Below are 17,492 nucleotides of genomic sequence, written 5' to 3'. Positions count from 1 at the left end.
CCATGATAATGTCCAATCAAACAATCACTGCAGTCGCTGACAATCAAAAGGACGTCATCCGGAAGGGCGGCACCTTTGCCGCATGAGTACAGACTGTCGCCTCCTGCTTGAGGCAATTCTTATGCAGCTATTTATGCACCTGAGCCCAGTGCGGATAGGTGACATAAGCTGTCACAGCCCCTTCGTCTTCCGTCGCGATGGTTACGGTCTCTCCCTTTGGCATGTAGACGATATCGCCCGGACCTGCGGTCACGGTATCGCTGGCAGCCGAAACAGATAATCGCCCTTCAAGAACGATCATCACATCATCCACAGCCATGGCCTCGGTGAGGGTTTGATGGGGCGAATAGCGACCATATCCGATCGTGACCGGGCCGCCATGTCTCTCGTCGACCAGATTGCCGACATAAATATCCCCATCCTGTCCCGGGGACCGAACGAGATTCGCGTCGGTGATGCTGAATTTCTGGACCTTCATCGTTTGCTCCTTTGTACTGGGACGAGAAGTAGAGCCGTTTTGACCGTCTCCAAGAGCGTGTGGCAATGACGGAATTTGACACGCAATCCGAGTGAGGGATCTCGCTCGGATTGCCTTAATGGTGTTAGTGCGCGAGCGGACGTTTCGCTCGGCGGGAAATTTACCCCGCGGTGGCGGTGAGCCGTGTACGCCCGGCAAACCCGATCAGCATTGCACCCAAGAGGGCGGCCAATCCGGCAAAGGCGAAGACACCGGCCGGGCCGTGGGTGCCGACGATCAGGCCGCCGAACACCGCGCCACTCGAAATCGCGACCTGGAAGGTGGTGAGGGTCAAGGCACCGGCACTTTCCGCTTCATCCGAAGCAGCCTGGGTGACGAAGCTCTGGACGCTGACCGGCAGTGCACCGAAGGCAAAGCCCCAGAATGTCGTGGCAATGGTGGCGACGGCCGGCGAGGCGCCGGCGAACGCCAGTATAAAGGCGGCGATCGCGATGCCGCTGGCCGCCAGCGTCATCGACAGCGCGGTGTTCCGCTCGGAAACGAACCCTCCTGCAAAATTTCCAAGGAAGCCGCCGATGCCGAACGCCAGCAGGACCCCGGATACGCCTTCGACGCCAAAATGCGAGACATCCTCGAGAAACGGACGAATAAAGGTGAAACCGGCGAAATGGCCGGCGACGGCCAGAAGGATGGTTAGGAGACCAATTCGAATGGCGGGCCGGCGCAGGACGGTTGCCATCGTGCCGAGATTGGCCGGACCGCTTGATGGCATGGCGGGAAGCGTCAGAGCCTGCATCAGAAACGCGAAGACCCCGAGTGCAGCGGTAATGACGAAGGCGAAGCGCCAGCCCATCAGTTCGCCCACCCAGGCGCCGACCGGGGCCGCGCAGACGGTCGCGGCGGAAACGCCGCCCATGATGATGGCCATCGCCCGAGGCATCAGCCGTTCCGGCACGAGCCGCATCGCCAGAGCAAGCGACATCGCCCAGAACCCGCCAAGGCCAATCCCGAGCAGGGCGCGTGACAGCAGCAGCATCGGCATTCCGCTGGACAGGGCCGCCAGCATGCTGGAGAGGATCAGGAGGGCGGTCAGACCCAGAAGCGTATAGCGCCGATCGAAGCGGCTGGTGCCGACCACGACCGCCGGCCCAGCGAACGCGCCGACCACGGCGGTCATGGTCACGGATTGTCCGGCTGCGCCGATGCTGACGCCAAGATCATGTGACATGGGCGTCAGCAGGCTTGCAGGCAGGAATTCCGCCGTAACCAGTCCGAAGACGCCGAGGGAAAGAGAAATTACGCCCGCCCACAGAGGCTTGGTGTGTTCGTCATCGTCCCGAAAGCCAGTTGCTTGTTTGTCGTTCATCTGCTGTCTCCATAAGTGTTGGCAGAAGGCTAAACGGGATGCTCTGGTGTTTCTATGCTGAAAAATCTATAAGAGATGATCATTCGTCCAAATGAAGGAATGCGCCGTGACGCCCGATCCGTTGACCGAGATGCTGCGTGGGTTGCGCCTCGATGGCGTGGAATACGGCCGCTGCCAGCCGTCTGCTCCCTGGGCGACGGCTTATCCGGCAAAGGACGAGGCGCAGTTTCATTTTCTCGCAGCCGGAAGCGCGTTCCTGCAGTCATCATCGGGCGAGTGGACCGAATTGCACGCCGGTGACGCTATCCTCTTGCCGCGCGGGGATACGCATGTGCTGGCGAGCGAGCCGGGCCTGCCGCCCATATCGGTGGAATGCATGGCCCGCAAGCGTCTTTGCGATGGCATCGTCGATCTGCAATGCGCCGATCGGGACTCAAGCAACCTGTTGTTCTTTGCGGTGATGCGCTTCAACGTCGACAAGCGCCATCCGCTGCTCGAACTGATGCCGGAAGTCATGCGCACCAGCGATCTGGCCGTCAGCGAACCGACGATCCCGCTTCTCCTCGACGCCATGCTGCGCGAAGTCGAGATGAATCGCGTCGGGGCAGGGGGCATCCTTTCCCGTCTCGCCGATGTCCTGACCGCCACCCTCATTCGGACCTGGGTCGAGCATGGTTGCGGCGATTCGACGGGCTGGCTGGCTGCGGTCCGCAATCCGGATGTCGGCCGGGTTCTGGCGGCGATCCACCTCGATCCGTCGCATGACTGGAGCGTCGGTGAACTCGCGCGGCATATGGGGGCATCGCGCTCCGGCTTTGCCCACCGCTTCGCCACCGTGGTCGGTGAGACGCCCGCCCGCTACGTCGCCAGAATGCGCATGCATCAGGCGCACCAGTGGCTGCAGGAAGGCCAGCGCGTCGCCGTGATTGCCGAGCGCCTCGGCTACGAATCCGAAGCTTCCTTCAGCCGCGCTTTCAAACGCATCATCGGCGCGTCACCCAGTCGGTTCCGAGAGCATCGGAAGATGAACGGGATTTCGTCTGTTTGATCGGAGCGGAGTAAAGCGTTCGATCGCGCGGCTTCACGAATTGGGAGTGTCCGCTCTCCTGCGTGGACAGGGTCGAATTTCGCATGCTAGAGATTCGGCTCTCCAATCCGTCATTGTTGGCGCGGATAGGGTAAGCAGGACGACGGGCGTAGATTTCAAGACATGTCGAAACGGAACGATGTCTCCAGCGCGGGCTCAGGTTCGCATGCTTCTAGTGGAAGATTGTCCGGATGGCCTGCCCACATCCTGTGCCTGTTCGTGATCTGTCTTTCGATCCTGACGACGCTTCTGGTCGGGAATGACCCGATTGCCATGTCGGCGTTCGTATTCCTGCCGGCGCTGCTGATCATTTCGGTCATCGGTGGACTTTTCCCTACATTGGCAGCCGCCGGAATTTTTTGCGTCCTTGCGATCATCATCGATGCGCAGACGCTCGGGTTTGCTGACATGCCCTGGCCACGGCTGGGGCTGTTCATGGTTGTCGCCTGCGGGATTGCGTTCATCGGGGAAAGACTTCGCACCGCGTCCGCAAATGCCAAGCGCGCCCGAACGGCGCTCGACGTCAGTCAGGCGCATCTGAAGTCTGTTCTCGATACCGTTCTTGATGCCACGATCGTCAGTGCGCCGGACGGCACGATCGTCTCGTTCAACGCGGCGGCAGTCCGACAGTTCGGTTATACCGAGACGGAAGTCGTCGGACAGAATCTTCGCATGCTGATGCCCCAGCCTTATCGTCGGGAACACGATGGCTACATGAACCGTTACCTTGCCACAGGGGAAAAGCGGATCATTGGCGTCGATCGCGTCGTCGTCGGTCAGCGCAAGGATGGGTCTACCTTTCCGATGAAGCTTGCGGTTGGCGAGATGCGGTCGGGGGAAAAGAGATTTTTTACCGGTTTCATCCGCGATCTTACCGAGCGGGAAGAATCGGCCGCGCGCCTTGAGGAAATCCAGGCGGAGCTGGCGCGCCTTGCGCGGCTCAACGAGATGGGAGAGATGGCCTCGACCTTGGCGCATGAACTCAATCAGCCGCTTTCAGCCATTGCAAATTACGTGCATGGCTGTTCTCGCCTGCTGCGCGACATGGATACGGATGTCGCGGTGATGATGCGCGACGCCCTCACTCAGGCCGGGAACCAGTCGCTCCGGGCCGGGCAGATCATCAAGCATCTGCGCGAATTCGTGACAAAAGGCGAAACGGACAAGGCCCCGCAGAATATTCGTCAACTTGTCGAGGAAGCGGGAGCGCTGGCGCTGGTCGGCTCCCGCGAGAAAGGGGTCAGGACCGTCTTCGATTATCACCCCGGCGCCGACATGGTGATGGCCGATCGCATCCAGATCCAGCAAGTGCTGATTAACCTGATGCGAAACGCCGTTGAAGCCATGAAGGACGCGCCTGAAAAGAATCTCGTCGTGCGCATTCAGCCGGGTGAACCGGGAGAGATCACGATCACCGTCGAGGATACGGGCTTTGGCATTCCGGAGGAAATCTCGGCGCAATTGTTCAAGCCGTTCACGACGACGAAACCCGGAGGAATGGGCATCGGGCTGTCGATATCGAAGCGGATCGTCGAGGCCCATGGTGGAGTGATGACCGTGTCGCACACGGCGCGAGGCGGCGCTTGCTTCCAGTTCACCCTGCCGGCCCACGAAGAAAGAGAAGACCATGTCGAGTGATGATTTTACCGTTCACATCGTCGATGACGAGGAAGCTGTGCGGAAATCGCTTGCCTTCATGCTGACAATAAACGGATTTGCGGTTCGGGTGCACGAATCCGCCACCGCCTTCGCCCACTTTGCGCCCGGCGCGCGCGACGCCGTTCTGGTTACGGATTTGCGCATGCCGGACATGACGGGCGTAGACCTGATCCGGGTCGTGTCGAAGCTTCCGAACAAAATTCCCTCCCTTGTTGTTACGGGGCATGGGGATGTGCCGATGGCTGTGGAAGCCATGAAGGCCGGCGCCATCGACTTCATCGAGAAGCCGTTCGATGACACTGTGATCATTGAAGCCATCCGCCGGGCCGCTGACCATCTCCGTGACAGGACTGTTACGAGTGAATCGGCGGCGGATGTCCGGGACAGGCTGGCATCACTCAGCGATCGTGAACGGCAGGTTCTGTCCGCCGTTGTCGCCGGTTTGCCGAACAAGACGATTGCCTATGATCTCGACATCAGTCCACGCACCGTCGAGGTTCATCGCTCAAATGTCATGGGGAAGATGAAGGCCAAGAGCCTTCCCGAGCTTGTTCGCATGGCCCTGGCGGCGGGCCCCGTCGCCTGATTTTCGAAACCGATTGATCCAGAACAAGGTGGCGCAGCGGCTCGCACGCTACCCAGATTGTCTGCCGCACAGTTTCGGTTGCGGATAACGGACAAGAACATTGCAAACGCCTCAGTCCATCGTCGCGATCGCCAATGATGATGCCTTGCTGCGTTCATTGGCGTTTGCGCTGGGCGTGGAGGGATATGCCGTCCAACCCTGCGGCTCCTGGCAGGCCGCGCGCGACCTGATCCCGCTATCGGCTTGCGTGATCGTCGATGTCGATATCTGCCGCAAGGATGCGGATGCCAGGAATGCCTTGCTGAAGCCGGAAAATCGCATTGTCATGCTCACCGACGGCAGGCCGCAACCGGATGTCGCCGCCACCATTCGCCTGATCCCCAAACCCCTGGACGGGGGTGACATTGTCGAGGGCGTCAGGCACTTCCATCGGGCACGTACGTAAAATCCCGTAGTGGTACAACCGAATTTCCCGGATGGAATCGCAAGGCCATAGTCGCCTCAGATTCAACGGGGAAACGACAATGTTTTCAAGCGTACGCAAACCCACCCAGTCCGATACTCCAGCAGCCTTGCGCCCGCTTGCCGGCTCCTATCCGCCCTGTGTCGGGCAAATCACCCTGTTTGCCCCTGACACCGAAATCTTCGCGCAGGGTGACAGGGCCGGCTCCCTGTACCGGGTCGAATTCGGCGCTGTCCGTGTCTACAGGCTGCATGCCGATGGCCGGCGCCAGATCGTGGCGTTCCATCTTGCCGGAGAAACATTCGGACTGGAGGCCGGCGGAACGCATCGCTTCTTCGCTGAAACGACGGTTCATGCGGGTTTGTCCAAGGTCTCGCTTGTCGCCGGTGAAATGGTGTCGCAGGACCTGATGGCGCTTGCGCTTGGCAGCATGCTGCATGCACGCGAACATCTGCTGGTCGTCGGCCGCCAGAGCGCGCTGGAAAGGCTCGGGGCGTTTCTGGTGGATCTTGCCGAACGCCTGGGCGATGTCGATACGATCGATCTGCAGATGACCCGCGTCGATATCGGCGACTATCTGGGACTGACCATCGAAACGGTCTCCCGCGGTTTTTCCAAGCTCCGGGACGAAGGCATTCTCAAGTTTCATGGCGTCAAGACCATCGAAATCGTCCAGCCTGAGCGCCTTGCCCTGCTGTGCGGCTAGAGCATCGTTCCCTTAATACGGCCCATTCTGTTGGCTCAAAACGGCCGATCCACAAGAAGGATGGCGCAGAGCGATGCGACATCCATCGGTCCAGCCATCCGCCGCAGTGGGCGGCCGTTTTCAGCCGACCCGAAGGGCTGGATGAATTTTGGCCACTACCGGCGGTGGCCGTCTCAACCGCAGCTTTTGCTGCGCTTTTCGCCAGCCGCCTTGGTTCTGGCCAAAATTCCTTCCAGCAGAATGGGGCGTATTAAGGGAACGATGCTCTAAAGGTCCACGAATACCGAAACGATCGTTCTGTCTCCGTTGTTTGATCCCCATCAAAGACCCCCGCATGGCCTGCGAGCATCTTGTGATGCGCAATATGTGTGAAGGAAATGCGGCGATGGATGATCTCAACCTGCGGGCCCGGGTGCTCGAAACTCTGGAATGCCTGCCCCTCATCACACCGTCCGAGATCGGGGTTGCCGTGCATCAGGGCGTCGTGGTCCTGACCGGGCATGTCAGCGAGGCCAGTCACAAGGGAATGATCGAATTCGCTGTCCTGAATCTTCCGGATGTTCGGGGGCTGGCCCAGAAAATCCATATTGCCGCCGACCTGGAATTCCTCGATACCGATGAGGAGATCGCGCGCCGGATGTTGAGGATGGTCGAGTGGAACCTCCAGATGAAGGGGCGGGACGTGCGTGTCCGCGTCGAGGGCCGGTGGGTGACACTGACCGGCCATGTCGGTTGCAGCGACGATTTCGAAAGGGCCGAACAGTTCGCCAGGATGGTTCGCGGCTGTGCGGGATTCGACAATCATCTGGTAGTCTCGTCCTCGCGGCGGGCGGATGCGGGCGCTCTGGAGAGTGCCGGCTGATTGCGGGTATGGCGCCATCACCTGTGCCGCACATGACGGAAGCCGCGACCAAATGAAGCTTCTCGGCGGACTGGATGCTGCCCGGAAATTGATCTGGATCAAACCGCCGAAAACCCGCTCTCGCCTATACCTTTCCTATCAGCCAGAAAATGGCATGCCAGGATGGATTTGCGATGAATGACAGATGTGAGAAGCGTATGTCCGATGTTCCGGTCCTCTGTGCCGCCTGCCAGGTCCGGCAACACGGGGTCTGCGCTGCGCTCGATACGGTGCAGTTGAGTGCCCTCTCCAGGACCTCGACAAAGAAGCGGCTGGACATGGGCTCCGAACTGATCGGTGATGCAACGGTGGTCGAAGGATATGCCAACATCCTGTCCGGCGTGGTCAAGCTCGTGAAAGGGTTGCCCGATGGACGCGAGCAGATTGTTGGCCTGCAGTTTGCTCCCGATTTCCTGGGGCGGCCGTTTCAGGCCGAAAGCACGGTGACGGCGCAGGCCGCCACCAATGTGGTTCTCTGCTCCTTCCCCAGGCGATCGGTCGAAGCGTTGATCAATCAGTCGCCGCAACTCAAGCAGGGCCTTCTGAAACAGGCCTTGCGCGAACTCGACGGCGCCCGGGACTGGATGTTGACGCTGGGGCGAAAAACCGCGCTCGAAAAGGTCTCGAGCTATCTGCTTCTGATCGCCAGCGCGAGCGAACCGGCGGCGAAACCGCATGGTGAGGCCGTTGAATTCGACCTCCCGATGACACGACAGGAAATCGCCGATTTCCTTGGCCTCACCATCGAAACGGTCAGCCGTCAGTTGACGCGGCTGCGGATCGACGGCGTCATACGGATCGTGCAGACGCGCCACATTGTCGTGGACAATCCCGCTCGTTTAAGGATCTGTTCGGGGGCGTGAACGCGCTATCGCACACAAGGGGAGCGACGTGCTCTCTTTCGAAGGCCACATGGCGCCGAAGGCTGTCGAAGAAGCCGCGCAACATGAAGCCCAGGGTTTCCGGCTGTTGGACGGTGCCGCCGTGCCCGATGTCAAGCAATATCCCGGTGAGATCCGCCGCGAAGCACGCGTCGGCAATGTGCTCGCCGCGCAGCCTGTCGGTGGACGGGGCGCGACCGCTGTCCGCGACCGCCTTTTCGTAGGCCGGGAAGACCACGGTTTCTTCATAGTCATGCGCCAGCCGCAACGTCGGCAGGAGCGTCGCCGCGACCTGCAGGCATGTCAGGTGATCGATGTTGGCGGGCAGGCAATCGGCGATGGTTTCGAGTTCCGCGCAGATCGCGATCTTCCTGTGGTGGATTCGCGTCATCGCCTCGGTTACGCGGAGCCTTCCGAGCGCCTCGCTCGACAGGCAACTGGATTCACATGGCCCTAGACAGGCGGTCGCTTCGTTCCGGTTGATCCACATGCTTCTCGCTCCTGATCCCTCGACATACACACTGCTCCCGCTCGAATGCGAAATCCTTGACCTAAATCAAGGCGACCTTGGTTCGGATGGAGGAAATCTCCGGCTATCCAAAAGTCGGGGAATTTCTCATGAGGCATGCAACGTCCATCATCAGTCTGGGGATATTCAGCTTCCTCGCAATTCTTGCCGCAGCCTTCGCGCATGACAAGGCGTTCGCAAGCCATATGTGGATCCTCGCGGCCGTGCTGGTCATTTCCGTGATCGTTCTCCTGCGGCGGGAAAACTTCCAGCCCGCAGTCGCGGTCGATCCGTCCGCCTATATGGACGAGCCCATTCGCTACGGCGCCATCGCCACCATGTTCTGGGCGGTTGTCGGCCTGCTCGTCGGTGTCATCGTCGCCTTGCAGCTCACCTATCCCGCGCTCAACATCGAGCCCTGGTTCAATTTCGGGCGCATGCGGCCGCTGCACACATCGGGCGTCATCTTCGCGTTCTGCGGCAATGCATTGATCGCGACCTCCTTCTACGTTGTCCAGAGAACCTCGCGTGCGCGGCTCTTCGGCGGCGATCTGGCCTGGTTCGTCTTCTGGGGCTACCAACTCTTCATCGTCATGGCGGCGACGGGCTACCTGCTCGGCATTACCGAGTCGCGCGAATATGCCGAGCCCGAATGGTATGTCGATCTCTGGCTGACCATCGTCTGGGTTGCCTATCTCATCGTCTTCCTCGGCACGATCGTCAAGCGCAGGGAACCGCACATCTACGTGGCGAACTGGTTCTACCTGGCCTTCATCGTCACCGTCGCCATGCTCCACATCGTCAACAATCTGAGCCTGCCGGTCTCGTTCCTCGGCTCGAAGAGCTATTCGGCATTCTCCGGCGTGCAGGACGCATTGACGCAGTGGTGGTATGGCCACAATGCGGTCGGCTTCTTCCTGACCGCCGGCTTCCTCGGCATGATGTATTATTTCGTGCCCAAGCAGGCCAACCGTCCGGTCTATTCCTATCGCCTGTCGATCATCCACTTCTGGGCGCTGATCTTCCTCTACATCTGGGCCGGCCCGCATCATCTGCACTTCACGGCGCTGCCCGATTGGGCGCAGACGCTCGGCATGGTGTTCTCGATCATGCTGTGGATGCCCTCCTGGGGTGGCATGATCAACGGCCTGATGACCTTGTCGGGCGCATGGGACAAGCTGCGCACCGATCCGATCATCCGCATGATGGTGGCCGCCATCGCCTTCTACGGCATGTCGACCTTCGAAGGCCCGATGATGTCGATCAAGACGGTGAACTCCCTGTCGCACTACACGGACTGGACCATCGGTCACGTTCACTCGGGCGCCCTTGGCTGGAACGGCCTGATCGCTTTCGCCGCGATCTACTACATGGTGCCGAAACTCTGGGCGCGGGAACGTCTCTACTCTCTGCGCATGGTCAGCTGGCATCTGTGGCTGGCGAGCCTCGGAATTGTCGTCTACGCCGCCGTCATGTGGGTTTCGGGTATCCAGCAGGGCCTGATGTGGCGCGAGCACGATGAGCAGGGCTTCCTCATCTACTCGTTCGTCGAAAGTGTCGCGGCTCTCCATCCCTATTACCTGATCCGGGCGCTGGGTGGAGTTCTGTATCTGTCGGGAGCGCTGCTGATGGCCTTCAACATCACCATGACCATCCTTGGACATCAACGCGACGAAGCGCCGAGCGGCGGAAAGCTTCCCTACCCACAGCCGGCCGAATAGGAGCGCCCCATGGCCATTATGGATAAACACGCGATCATCGAGCGCAACGCCACCCTTCTGCTGATCGGTTCGCTGCTTGTGGTCACCATCGGCGGCATCGTCGAGATCGCCCCTCTCTTCTATCTGCAGAACACGATCGAGAAGGTGGAAGGGATGCGCCCCTACACGCCACTCGAGCTTGCCGGACGCAACATCTATGTCCGCGAGGGCTGCTATGTCTGTCACAGCCAGATGATCCGGCCGTTCCGCGACGAGGTCGAGCGCTACGGGCATTACAGCCTGGCGGCGGAATCGATGTACGATCATCCGTTCCAGTGGGGCTCGAAGCGGACGGGACCGGATCTCGCCCGCGTCGGCGACCGGTACTCCAACGAATGGCATGCGCAGCATCTCGTCGATCCGCAGTCCGTCGTACCGGAATCCATCATGCCGAGCTATGCCTTCCTGAAGTCGACGCCTCTCCCGATCAACGACCTGTCGGCGCATCTGTCCGCCAATGCGGGTGTCGGCGTGCCCTATTCGAAGGACATGATCGATACAGCGGTGGAGGATGCGAAGACGCAGTCCACGCCGGACGCGGATACGTCGGCCTTCGAGGCCCGCTATCCCAAGGCCAAGACCGGTGATTTCGACGGGAATCCCAGTGCCATTACCGAGATGGATGCGCTGATCGCCTACCTGCAGATGCTGGGCACGCTGGTGGACTTCAAGACCTATGACGAGACCGGCGGCGACCGCTGAGGAGGCAAGCATGGATTATCAGACAATGCGGACATTCGCCGACAGTTGGGGGCTTCTCGCGATGCTGATGTTTTTTCTGGCCGCGTCAGCCTTCGTCTTTCGTCCCGGCAGCCGCGACGTGAGCGCCGAGGCCGCCCGTATTCCCCTGAAGGATGACAGCGATGAGCGATAAGCAGGTTGACGAAATTTCCGGCGTATCGACCACCGGCCATGAATGGGACGGCATTCGAGAACTCGACAATCCGATGCCGCGCTGGTGGGTGTGGACCTTCTACGCAACGATCCTCTGGGCGCTTCTCTATGCGATTGCCTATCCGGCTTGGCCGCTCCTGACGAGCTCGACGCAGGGTCTTCTCGGCTTTTCGAGCCGCAGCGAGGTCCGAAAGGACCTTGCCGCGGCCGACACCGCGAGAAGCGGCTACACGGCGGCCATCAAGGAGAAGTCGATCGACGATATCCTCGCCGATGACCAGCTTCGCAGCGTGGCTGTCGCCGCCGGCGGCGCCGCTTTCAAGATGAACTGCGTGCAGTGCCACGGTTCCGGCGCCGAGGGCTCCCAAGGCTTCCCGAACCTTAATGACGACGACTGGCTCTGGGGTGGAACCGCCGAACAGATCAGGCAAACGGTCGCACACGGTATCCGCTTCGCCAAGGATGGCGAGACGAGGGATTCCATCATGCCGCCCTTCGCCGATGTTCTCGATGGCGAACAGATCTCTCAAGTCAGCGCCTTCGTCGCAAGCCTTTCCGCGCCGGTGAAAAATGTCGAGCTGGTCGAACCCGGCAAGGAGGTCTTCGCGCAGAACTGTGCCGCCTGCCACGGCGACGACGCCAAGGGCAACAGGGAGATGGGGGCGCCCGATCTGACCGATGCCATCTCGCTCTATGGAGCCGGAGAAGAAGCGATCGCGGCCCAGGTCCGCACGCCGAGGGCCGGTGTCATGCCTGCCTGGGAGGACCGGCTCGGAGATGCCGCTGTCAAGGAACTGGCCGCCTTTGTGTACTCGCTTGGCGGCGGCGAAAAATAGATTGCTTGATCCTGATCAAGGTCGAAAATCACCTCGGCTGGCATGGTCCAATCCATGCCAGCCATTTTTTTAACAAACCGGCTGGTCTGATGCGCATGCGAGGTCAGCGGTTATGGACAAGAGTGATGTGACGAGGCTGGATGTCGTCGCCAGCAATGCGGCCGCCAACCGTCAACCGCTTTACGCCCGCCGCAAGAAGATCTTTCCGAAGCGCGCGTCGGGCGCCTTCCGGCGGTTCAAGTGGATCGTGATGGCGATCACGCTCGGTATCTATTATCTCGTTCCGTGGATTCGCTGGGACCGGGGGCCCTTCGCCCCCGATCAGGCCGTTCTCATCGACCTGTCGAGCCGCCGCTTCTATTTCTTCTTCATCGAGATATGGCCGCAGGAGTTCATCTACATCGCCGGCCTGCTGGTGATGGCGGGGATCGGGCTTTTCCTCGTCACATCGACGGTCGGCCGCGCCTGGTGCGGCTATGCCTGTCCCCAGACCGTCTGGGTCGATCTCTTCCTGGTCATCGAGCGCTATTTCGAGGGGGATCGCAACGCGCGGATCAAGCTCGATGCCGCGCCCTGGTCCTTTGCCAAGATCCGTATCCGGTTCGTCAAGCACGCCACCTGGCTTGTCGTCGCCGTCCTGACGGGCGGGGCGTGGATTTTCTATTTCGCCGATGCCCCGGCGCTCGCCAGGGATTTCGTCACTGGCGATGCCATTCCGACGGCTTACGCGACCGTGGCCATCCTGACGGCGACGACCTACATATTCGGCGGACTGATGCGCGAACAGGTCTGCACCTATATGTGTCCCTGGCCGCGTATCCAGGCCGCCATGCTCGACGAGACGTCGCTGACCGTGACCTATAACGACTGGCGGGGCGAACCGCGCACGCGGCATGCCAAGAAGGCGGTCGCCGCCGGCGCGAGCGTCGGTGATTGTGTCGATTGCAATGCGTGCGTCGCCGTCTGTCCGATGGGAATCGACATCCGGGATGGCCAGCAGCTCGAATGCATCACCTGCGCGCTGTGCATCGATGCCTGCGACGACATCATGGACCGGATCGGCAAGGAGCGGGGCCTGATCAGCTATTCGACACTGAACGACTATAACGCGAACATGGCCGTCGCCACGGCCGGCGGGACATCCGCAGTGACGCCGGAGCTGGTCCGCAATGCCGATGGATCCTTCTCCGACAGGCTGGCGCATTTCCACATCCGTAAACTGCTGCGTCCGCGCACCTTCATCTATTTCGGGGGGTGGAGCGCCATCGGCGTGGCGATCGTCCTCGCGCTGGCAACGCGGGACCGTCTCGAGATCAATGTTCTCCACGATCGAAACCCGCAATTCGTCCGGCTGTCCGACGGGGCGATCCGCAACGGATATACGGTCAAGCTGCTCAACATGGTGCCGCAGCCGCGAACGGTTACCCTCGAACTTGGCGACGAATTCTCCGATGCATCCATGACCGTGGCCGGTCTGGACGACGCCGGCGTGCGGAAAACGGAGGTCATTCTCGAACCGGACAGGCTGAAGACGATCAAGGTGTTCGTCAAAGCCGATCCCGAGGCGCTTTCGTCCGGCGGGGCCAAAACGTTCGCCTTCGTCGTCATTGATCCATCCACTGGCGAACGCGCCGAATACACCGCCACGTTCAATTCACCGGAGACACTGCAGTGAGTATGCAAAGGCAGACCAAGGAGTTTACCGGGTGGCACATGCTGCTGATCATGGTGGCGTTCTTCGGCGTCATCATCGCCGTCAATATCACGATGGCGCGGTTCGCCGGTTCATCGTTCGGCGGGCTGGTCGTGGGAAACAGCTACGTCGCAAGCCAGGAGTTCAATGGCAAGCTGCAGCAGGGGCGCGAGCAGGTCGCGCTCGACTGGACATCCGCCTTCTCGATCACGGACGGTACGGTCCGCTACCGGCTGACGGATCGTGACGGCAAGGCGGTACCGGTCACCTCGGTCTCGGTCCGGTTCCACCATCCGTCCTACGAGGCGGCCGACTGGACGATAGACTTGCAGCTGAAGGGAGACGGAGCGTTCGAAGCCGCGCATGTCGCGCGCGACGGCACCTGGAATGTCCAGATCGACAGCGAGGTGGGCCGCAAGGTTCCCTATCGCGATATCCGCCGGATCGTGATCCGCAACGGAGAGTTTCAATGACCTGCTGCGCGCCATCCGCCGAAGTGGCGACGGATATCGAATCCCTGAAGGCGGCTGGGCCTGCCACCGATGAAATCCTGTTTGCCGCGAAAAACCTGGGCGATGGCCTGCGCCAGACGGATCTGTCCGTTCCCGCGATGCACTGTGCGGCGTGCATGTCGCTGATCGAGACGGAACTGACAGGGCTCGGAAACGTCATCTCGGCGCGCGTCCATCTTTCGACCAAAAGGGTCTCCGTCAAATGGACCGGAGCCGAGCCCCCGCCGATGATCCAAACATTGAACGCGCTCGGCTATGCGGCGCATCTGTCGGACGAGCTTGTTCCAGGAAAGGACAAGACGCTTTCGGAGTTGCTGCTGGCCGTGGCGATTTCCGGATTTGCGACCGGCAACATCATGCTGCTTTCGGTGTCGGTCTGGTCCGGTGCCGAAGGTGCGACCCGGGACCTCTTCCACTGGATTTCGGCGCTGATCGCCATTCCCGTCATCGTGTTTGCCGGACGCATCTATTTCCGGTCGGCATGGAATGCCGTACGGCATGGCCGGATGAACATGGACGTGCCGATCGCCATCGGCGTTTCTCTCGCCTACTCCACCAGTCTCTATGAAACCGCAACACATGGGGAGCATGCCTATTTCGACGCCTCCGTCTCGCTGCTCTTCTTCCTCCTGATCGGACGTACCCTCGATCATGTCATGCGCGACAAGGCGAGGGCGGCGGTGAACGGGCTGGTCCGCCTGTCGCCGCGCGGTGCCGTCCGCCTGATCGCCGGCGGCGGGCGCGACTATCTGCCGATCGGACAGATCGAGCCGGGAATGGATCTTGTGATCGCCGCAGGCGACAGGATTCCGGTCGATGCGACGGTCGTCGAAGGCGTATCCGAACTCGATTGCTCCCTGGCGACCGGTGAAAGCGCGGTGCGTGACGTCTCACCGGGCGCCGATATTCTTGCGGGAACACATAATCTTTCCGGCCTGCTCATCGTCCGTGCCACCGCGGCGGCCAAGGATTCATTCCTTGCCGAAATGGTCGGGCTCATGGAAGCCGCCGAGCAAGGACGGGGCACCTACAGGCGCTTAGCCGATCGTGCTTCTGCATTGTATTCGCCCGTCGTTCACCTGACCGCTCTTCTCAGTTTCATTGGCTGGATGTTCGCGACGGGCGATTGGCACCACGCGATTACAGTTGCAACCGCCGTCCTGATCATCACATGCCCCTGCGCTCTCGGTCTTGCTGTCCCGATCGTCCAGGTCGTTGCCGCGCGCAGGCTGTTCGACAACGGGATCATGATGAAGGATGGCGGTGCGCTCGAGCGGCTGGCCAAGATCGATACCGTCGTCTTCGACAAGACGGGGACGCTCACCAATGGCAGCCCGATCCTGCGGTCGGCTTCCGATGTGCAGGAAGAGGCGCTGGGCGTTGCGGTTGCGCTTGCACATTCATCCCTCCATCCCGTTTCCCGTGCCATTTCCAAGGCGCATAGCAATGTTTCGACCAACGTCCGGCTGCAAAATGTCCGCGAGTTCGCCGGACTTGGGGTCGAGGGACTGGCCGCTGGCCGCACCTGGCGGCTTGGCCGCGCATCCTGGGCAACCAGCGCCACGGCGCCGGACGGTTCGGTGGCTGGCACCGTGTTGTCGAAGGATGGACTGGTTGTTGCGACATTCGATTTTATCGACGTGTTGAGGCGGGAGGCGGTCAAGGCTGTGAGCATGCTTGGCAGCGATGGCCTGCGGATGGAGGTTCTGTCCGGAGACAAGCAGGCAGCCGTCGCGCACGTTGCGTCGCAACTGTCCATCCGCGATTTTTCCGCCGGAGTCCTGCCGGCCGACAAGGTGAACCGCCTTCAGGCTCTGGCGACGACGGGAGCGCGGGCGCTGATGGTGGGTGATGGTATCAATGACGCGCCGGCGATGATGGCCGCGCATGTATCGATGGCTCCATCATCGGCAGCGGATATCGGTAAAAGCGCTGCCGACTTCATCTTCCTGCACGACAGCTTGGATGCAGTACCGCTGGCCGTCAATGTCGCACGCCAGGCCGAGCGGCTGATCAAACAGAATTTCGTCATGGCGATCGGCTACAATCTGATCGCGGTCCCGATCGCGATCCTCGGACATGTCACCCCGCTCATCGCGGCGATCGCCATGTCGGGTTCGTCGCTGCTTGTCATCGGCAACGCGATGCGCCTGAGCGCGGACGAGGGCTGGCTTCGGCGTGTGTGGCGCTCGCTTCATCTTCGTCGCAAATGGGTGGAAGCCTGATGGATGTCCTTCTTTATCTCCTGCCGATTGCCCTCGTGCTGGGAGGCCTTGGCCTTGTCGCCTTTGTCTGGGCGCTGCGCTCCGGGCAGTACGAAGACATGGACGGGGCCGCGCAGCGGGTGCTCATCGACGACTGACGGGTGAGGCTTGCCGCCGCCAGCACCATCTGTTGATCACAATGAGATGATTGCCGCAGCCGTGTTCGACCACCTAATCTAACGACTGGGGACGATTTTGGGTTTAGCCGGTCGTCGAAAGAAGGTCGCTGTATCTGTCTTTGCGGTGCCAAGGCCGTGAGCATCCTGGACTATGGAGAGTGCCTTGTGGTTTGATAGCGATGGATGTCTCCGCATGGGGTGTCGCTGTCAACATCCGACCGCACCGGCTCGCCCTCCCGGAACCAAGCCTTCAAGCGCGAGTTGATATGCCAACCGGAGGGTTCCATCATGAAGACCATTGTCGCCACTCTTGTATTCGTCATCGCCGCGACGCCGGCCCTGGCGATCTCACGTTACAATCCCCTGTCGATGACGTGCGAGAAGGCGCGGGCAACCGTCCATCGGCAGGGGGCCGTGATTTTTCGCTGGACATCGCCGAGGGGCCTGCCGATCTACGACCGGTTCGTTCGCAACAGCGGTTATTGTGACGTCAACCAGTACGCGGAGTGGAAGAATATCCCGACGCGAGACGACCGAACCTGCCCGGTGCTCAATTGCCAGAGCATCGATAATCTCGATGGCACATTCATCATTCCGAACCGTCGTCTTTAGCTGTCATTGGCGACTGCGCGTTCGAAGTGCTTCGCTGGATAGGAACAGGACAATTCGGTTCAGGAAAGGGCGATAGCCTGAGCGATCGAGGCGAGCCAGACGATGACGGCAGCGAGGGCGACAAGCCGTTCCGGGTGTTTGCGAAAAAGGTGGATATGCATGGGACT

The 17,492-nt window shown here is 60.7% G+C and carries 19 protein-coding genes; 16 read left to right on the top strand and 3 right to left on the bottom strand.

Annotated features, from left to right (window positions below):
• Positions 1-127: 127 nt before the first annotated feature.
• Together ACST81_RS23910 and ACST81_RS23905 are read right to left on the bottom strand one after the other, a co-directional pair.
• Entirely contained in the window at positions 128-478 is a 351-nt protein-coding gene (locus ACST81_RS23910; RefSeq protein ID WP_438753878.1) for a cupin domain-containing protein, read from the bottom strand.
• A gap of 160 nt (positions 479-638) precedes the next feature.
• The gene (locus ACST81_RS23905; protein ID WP_438753876.1) at positions 639-1,844 is read right to left on the bottom strand and encodes an MFS transporter; all 1,206 of its coding nucleotides are present in this window, start codon (positions 1,842-1,844) and stop codon (positions 639-641) included.
• A gap of 130 nt (positions 1,845-1,974) precedes the next feature.
• Here ACST81_RS23905 and ACST81_RS23900 point away from each other — a divergent pair, with 130 nt between their 5' ends.
• From ACST81_RS23900 to ACST81_RS23870, 7 genes are all read left to right on the top strand, one after another.
• The gene (locus tag ACST81_RS23900) at positions 1,975-2,892 is read left to right on the top strand and encodes an AraC family transcriptional regulator (protein ID WP_438754625.1); all 918 of its coding nucleotides are present in this window, start codon (positions 1,975-1,977) and stop codon (positions 2,890-2,892) included.
• Positions 2,893-3,054: 162 nt separating this feature from the next.
• A complete protein-coding gene (locus ACST81_RS23895; RefSeq protein WP_438753874.1) occupies positions 3,055-4,569 on the top strand; it encodes a PAS domain S-box protein in 1,515 nt (504 codons plus the stop codon).
• Complete coding sequence (gene fixJ / locus ACST81_RS23890; RefSeq protein ID WP_438753873.1) at positions 4,559-5,176, top strand: response regulator FixJ; 618 nt, start codon at positions 4,559-4,561, stop codon at positions 5,174-5,176. The genes ACST81_RS23895 and fixJ overlap by 11 nt, the downstream gene beginning before the upstream one ends.
• Before the next feature lie 100 nt (positions 5,177-5,276).
• A complete protein-coding gene (locus ACST81_RS23885) occupies positions 5,277-5,621 on the top strand; it encodes a hypothetical protein (RefSeq protein ID WP_438753871.1) in 345 nt (114 codons plus the stop codon).
• Positions 5,622-5,700: 79 nt separating this feature from the next.
• Positions 5,701-6,345, top strand: coding sequence for a helix-turn-helix domain-containing protein (locus ACST81_RS23880; RefSeq protein ID WP_438753869.1), 645 nt, complete (start codon positions 5,701-5,703; stop codon positions 6,343-6,345).
• A gap of 385 nt (positions 6,346-6,730) precedes the next feature.
• Complete coding sequence (locus tag ACST81_RS23875; RefSeq protein ID WP_438753867.1) at positions 6,731-7,207, top strand: BON domain-containing protein; 477 nt, start codon at positions 6,731-6,733, stop codon at positions 7,205-7,207.
• 173 nt (positions 7,208-7,380) lie between these two features.
• A complete protein-coding gene (locus ACST81_RS23870; protein WP_438753865.1) occupies positions 7,381-8,109 on the top strand; it encodes a Crp/Fnr family transcriptional regulator in 729 nt (242 codons plus the stop codon).
• On the opposite strand, the gene ACST81_RS23865 is transcribed toward ACST81_RS23870, so the two are convergent.
• Positions 8,036-8,518, bottom strand: a complete 483-nt coding sequence (locus ACST81_RS23865) for a hemerythrin domain-containing protein (protein WP_438754623.1) — start codon at positions 8,516-8,518, stop codon at positions 8,036-8,038. The two genes, ACST81_RS23870 and ACST81_RS23865, sit on opposite strands and share 74 nt — an antisense overlap.
• Before the next feature lie 227 nt (positions 8,519-8,745).
• On the opposite strand from ACST81_RS23865, the gene ccoN reads away from it, so the two are divergent.
• The 9 genes from ccoN (at position 8,746) to ACST81_RS23820 (ending at position 17,325) form a co-directional block, all read left to right on the top strand.
• Positions 8,746-10,356, top strand: a complete 1,611-nt coding sequence (gene ccoN / locus ACST81_RS23860) for a cytochrome-c oxidase, cbb3-type subunit I (protein WP_438753863.1) — start codon at positions 8,746-8,748, stop codon at positions 10,354-10,356.
• Between the two features lie 9 nt (positions 10,357-10,365).
• Positions 10,366-11,097 (top strand): cytochrome-c oxidase, cbb3-type subunit II, encoded by a 732-nt coding sequence (ccoO, locus tag ACST81_RS23855; protein ID WP_438753862.1) that lies wholly within the window; start codon positions 10,366-10,368, stop codon positions 11,095-11,097.
• Positions 11,098-11,107: 10 nt separating this feature from the next.
• Positions 11,108-11,269, top strand: a complete 162-nt coding sequence (locus tag ACST81_RS23850) for a cbb3-type cytochrome c oxidase subunit 3 (protein WP_438753861.1) — start codon at positions 11,108-11,110, stop codon at positions 11,267-11,269.
• Positions 11,259-12,125: a cytochrome-c oxidase, cbb3-type subunit III gene (gene ccoP / locus ACST81_RS23845; RefSeq protein ID WP_438753860.1), complete on the top strand. Its 867-nt coding sequence runs from the start codon at positions 11,259-11,261 to the stop codon at positions 12,123-12,125. Before ACST81_RS23850 ends, ccoP begins: the two co-directional genes overlap by 11 nt.
• Positions 12,126-12,237: 112 nt before the next feature.
• Complete coding sequence (ccoG, locus tag ACST81_RS23840) at positions 12,238-13,800, top strand: cytochrome c oxidase accessory protein CcoG (RefSeq protein ID WP_438753859.1); 1,563 nt, start codon at positions 12,238-12,240, stop codon at positions 13,798-13,800.
• A 2-nt stretch (positions 13,801-13,802) separates the two neighbouring features.
• The gene (locus ACST81_RS23835; protein ID WP_438754621.1) at positions 13,803-14,291 is read left to right on the top strand and encodes a FixH family protein; all 489 of its coding nucleotides are present in this window, start codon (positions 13,803-13,805) and stop codon (positions 14,289-14,291) included.
• Positions 14,288-16,555, top strand: coding sequence for a cation-translocating P-type ATPase (locus tag ACST81_RS23830; protein ID WP_438753857.1), 2,268 nt, complete (start codon positions 14,288-14,290; stop codon positions 16,553-16,555). Before ACST81_RS23835 ends, ACST81_RS23830 begins: the two co-directional genes overlap by 4 nt.
• Entirely contained in the window at positions 16,555-16,692 is a 138-nt protein-coding gene (ccoS, locus tag ACST81_RS23825; protein ID WP_438753856.1) for a cbb3-type cytochrome oxidase assembly protein CcoS, read from the top strand. The genes ACST81_RS23830 and ccoS overlap by 1 nt, the downstream gene beginning before the upstream one ends.
• A gap of 309 nt (positions 16,693-17,001) precedes the next feature.
• Positions 17,002-17,325 carry a hypothetical protein gene (locus tag ACST81_RS23820; RefSeq protein WP_438753855.1) on the top strand — a complete coding sequence of 108 codons (324 nt, stop codon included), beginning with the start codon at positions 17,002-17,004 and terminating at the stop codon, positions 17,323-17,325.
• The last annotated feature ends 167 nt before the right edge of the window (positions 17,326-17,492 follow it).

The organism is Pararhizobium sp. O133 (assembly GCF_051669845.1).
GTDB lineage: Bacteria > Pseudomonadota > Alphaproteobacteria > Rhizobiales > Rhizobiaceae > Pararhizobium.
The sequence above is the reverse complement of the archived record's forward strand: the minus strand, read 5'-3'. Positions and strand labels throughout refer to the sequence as shown.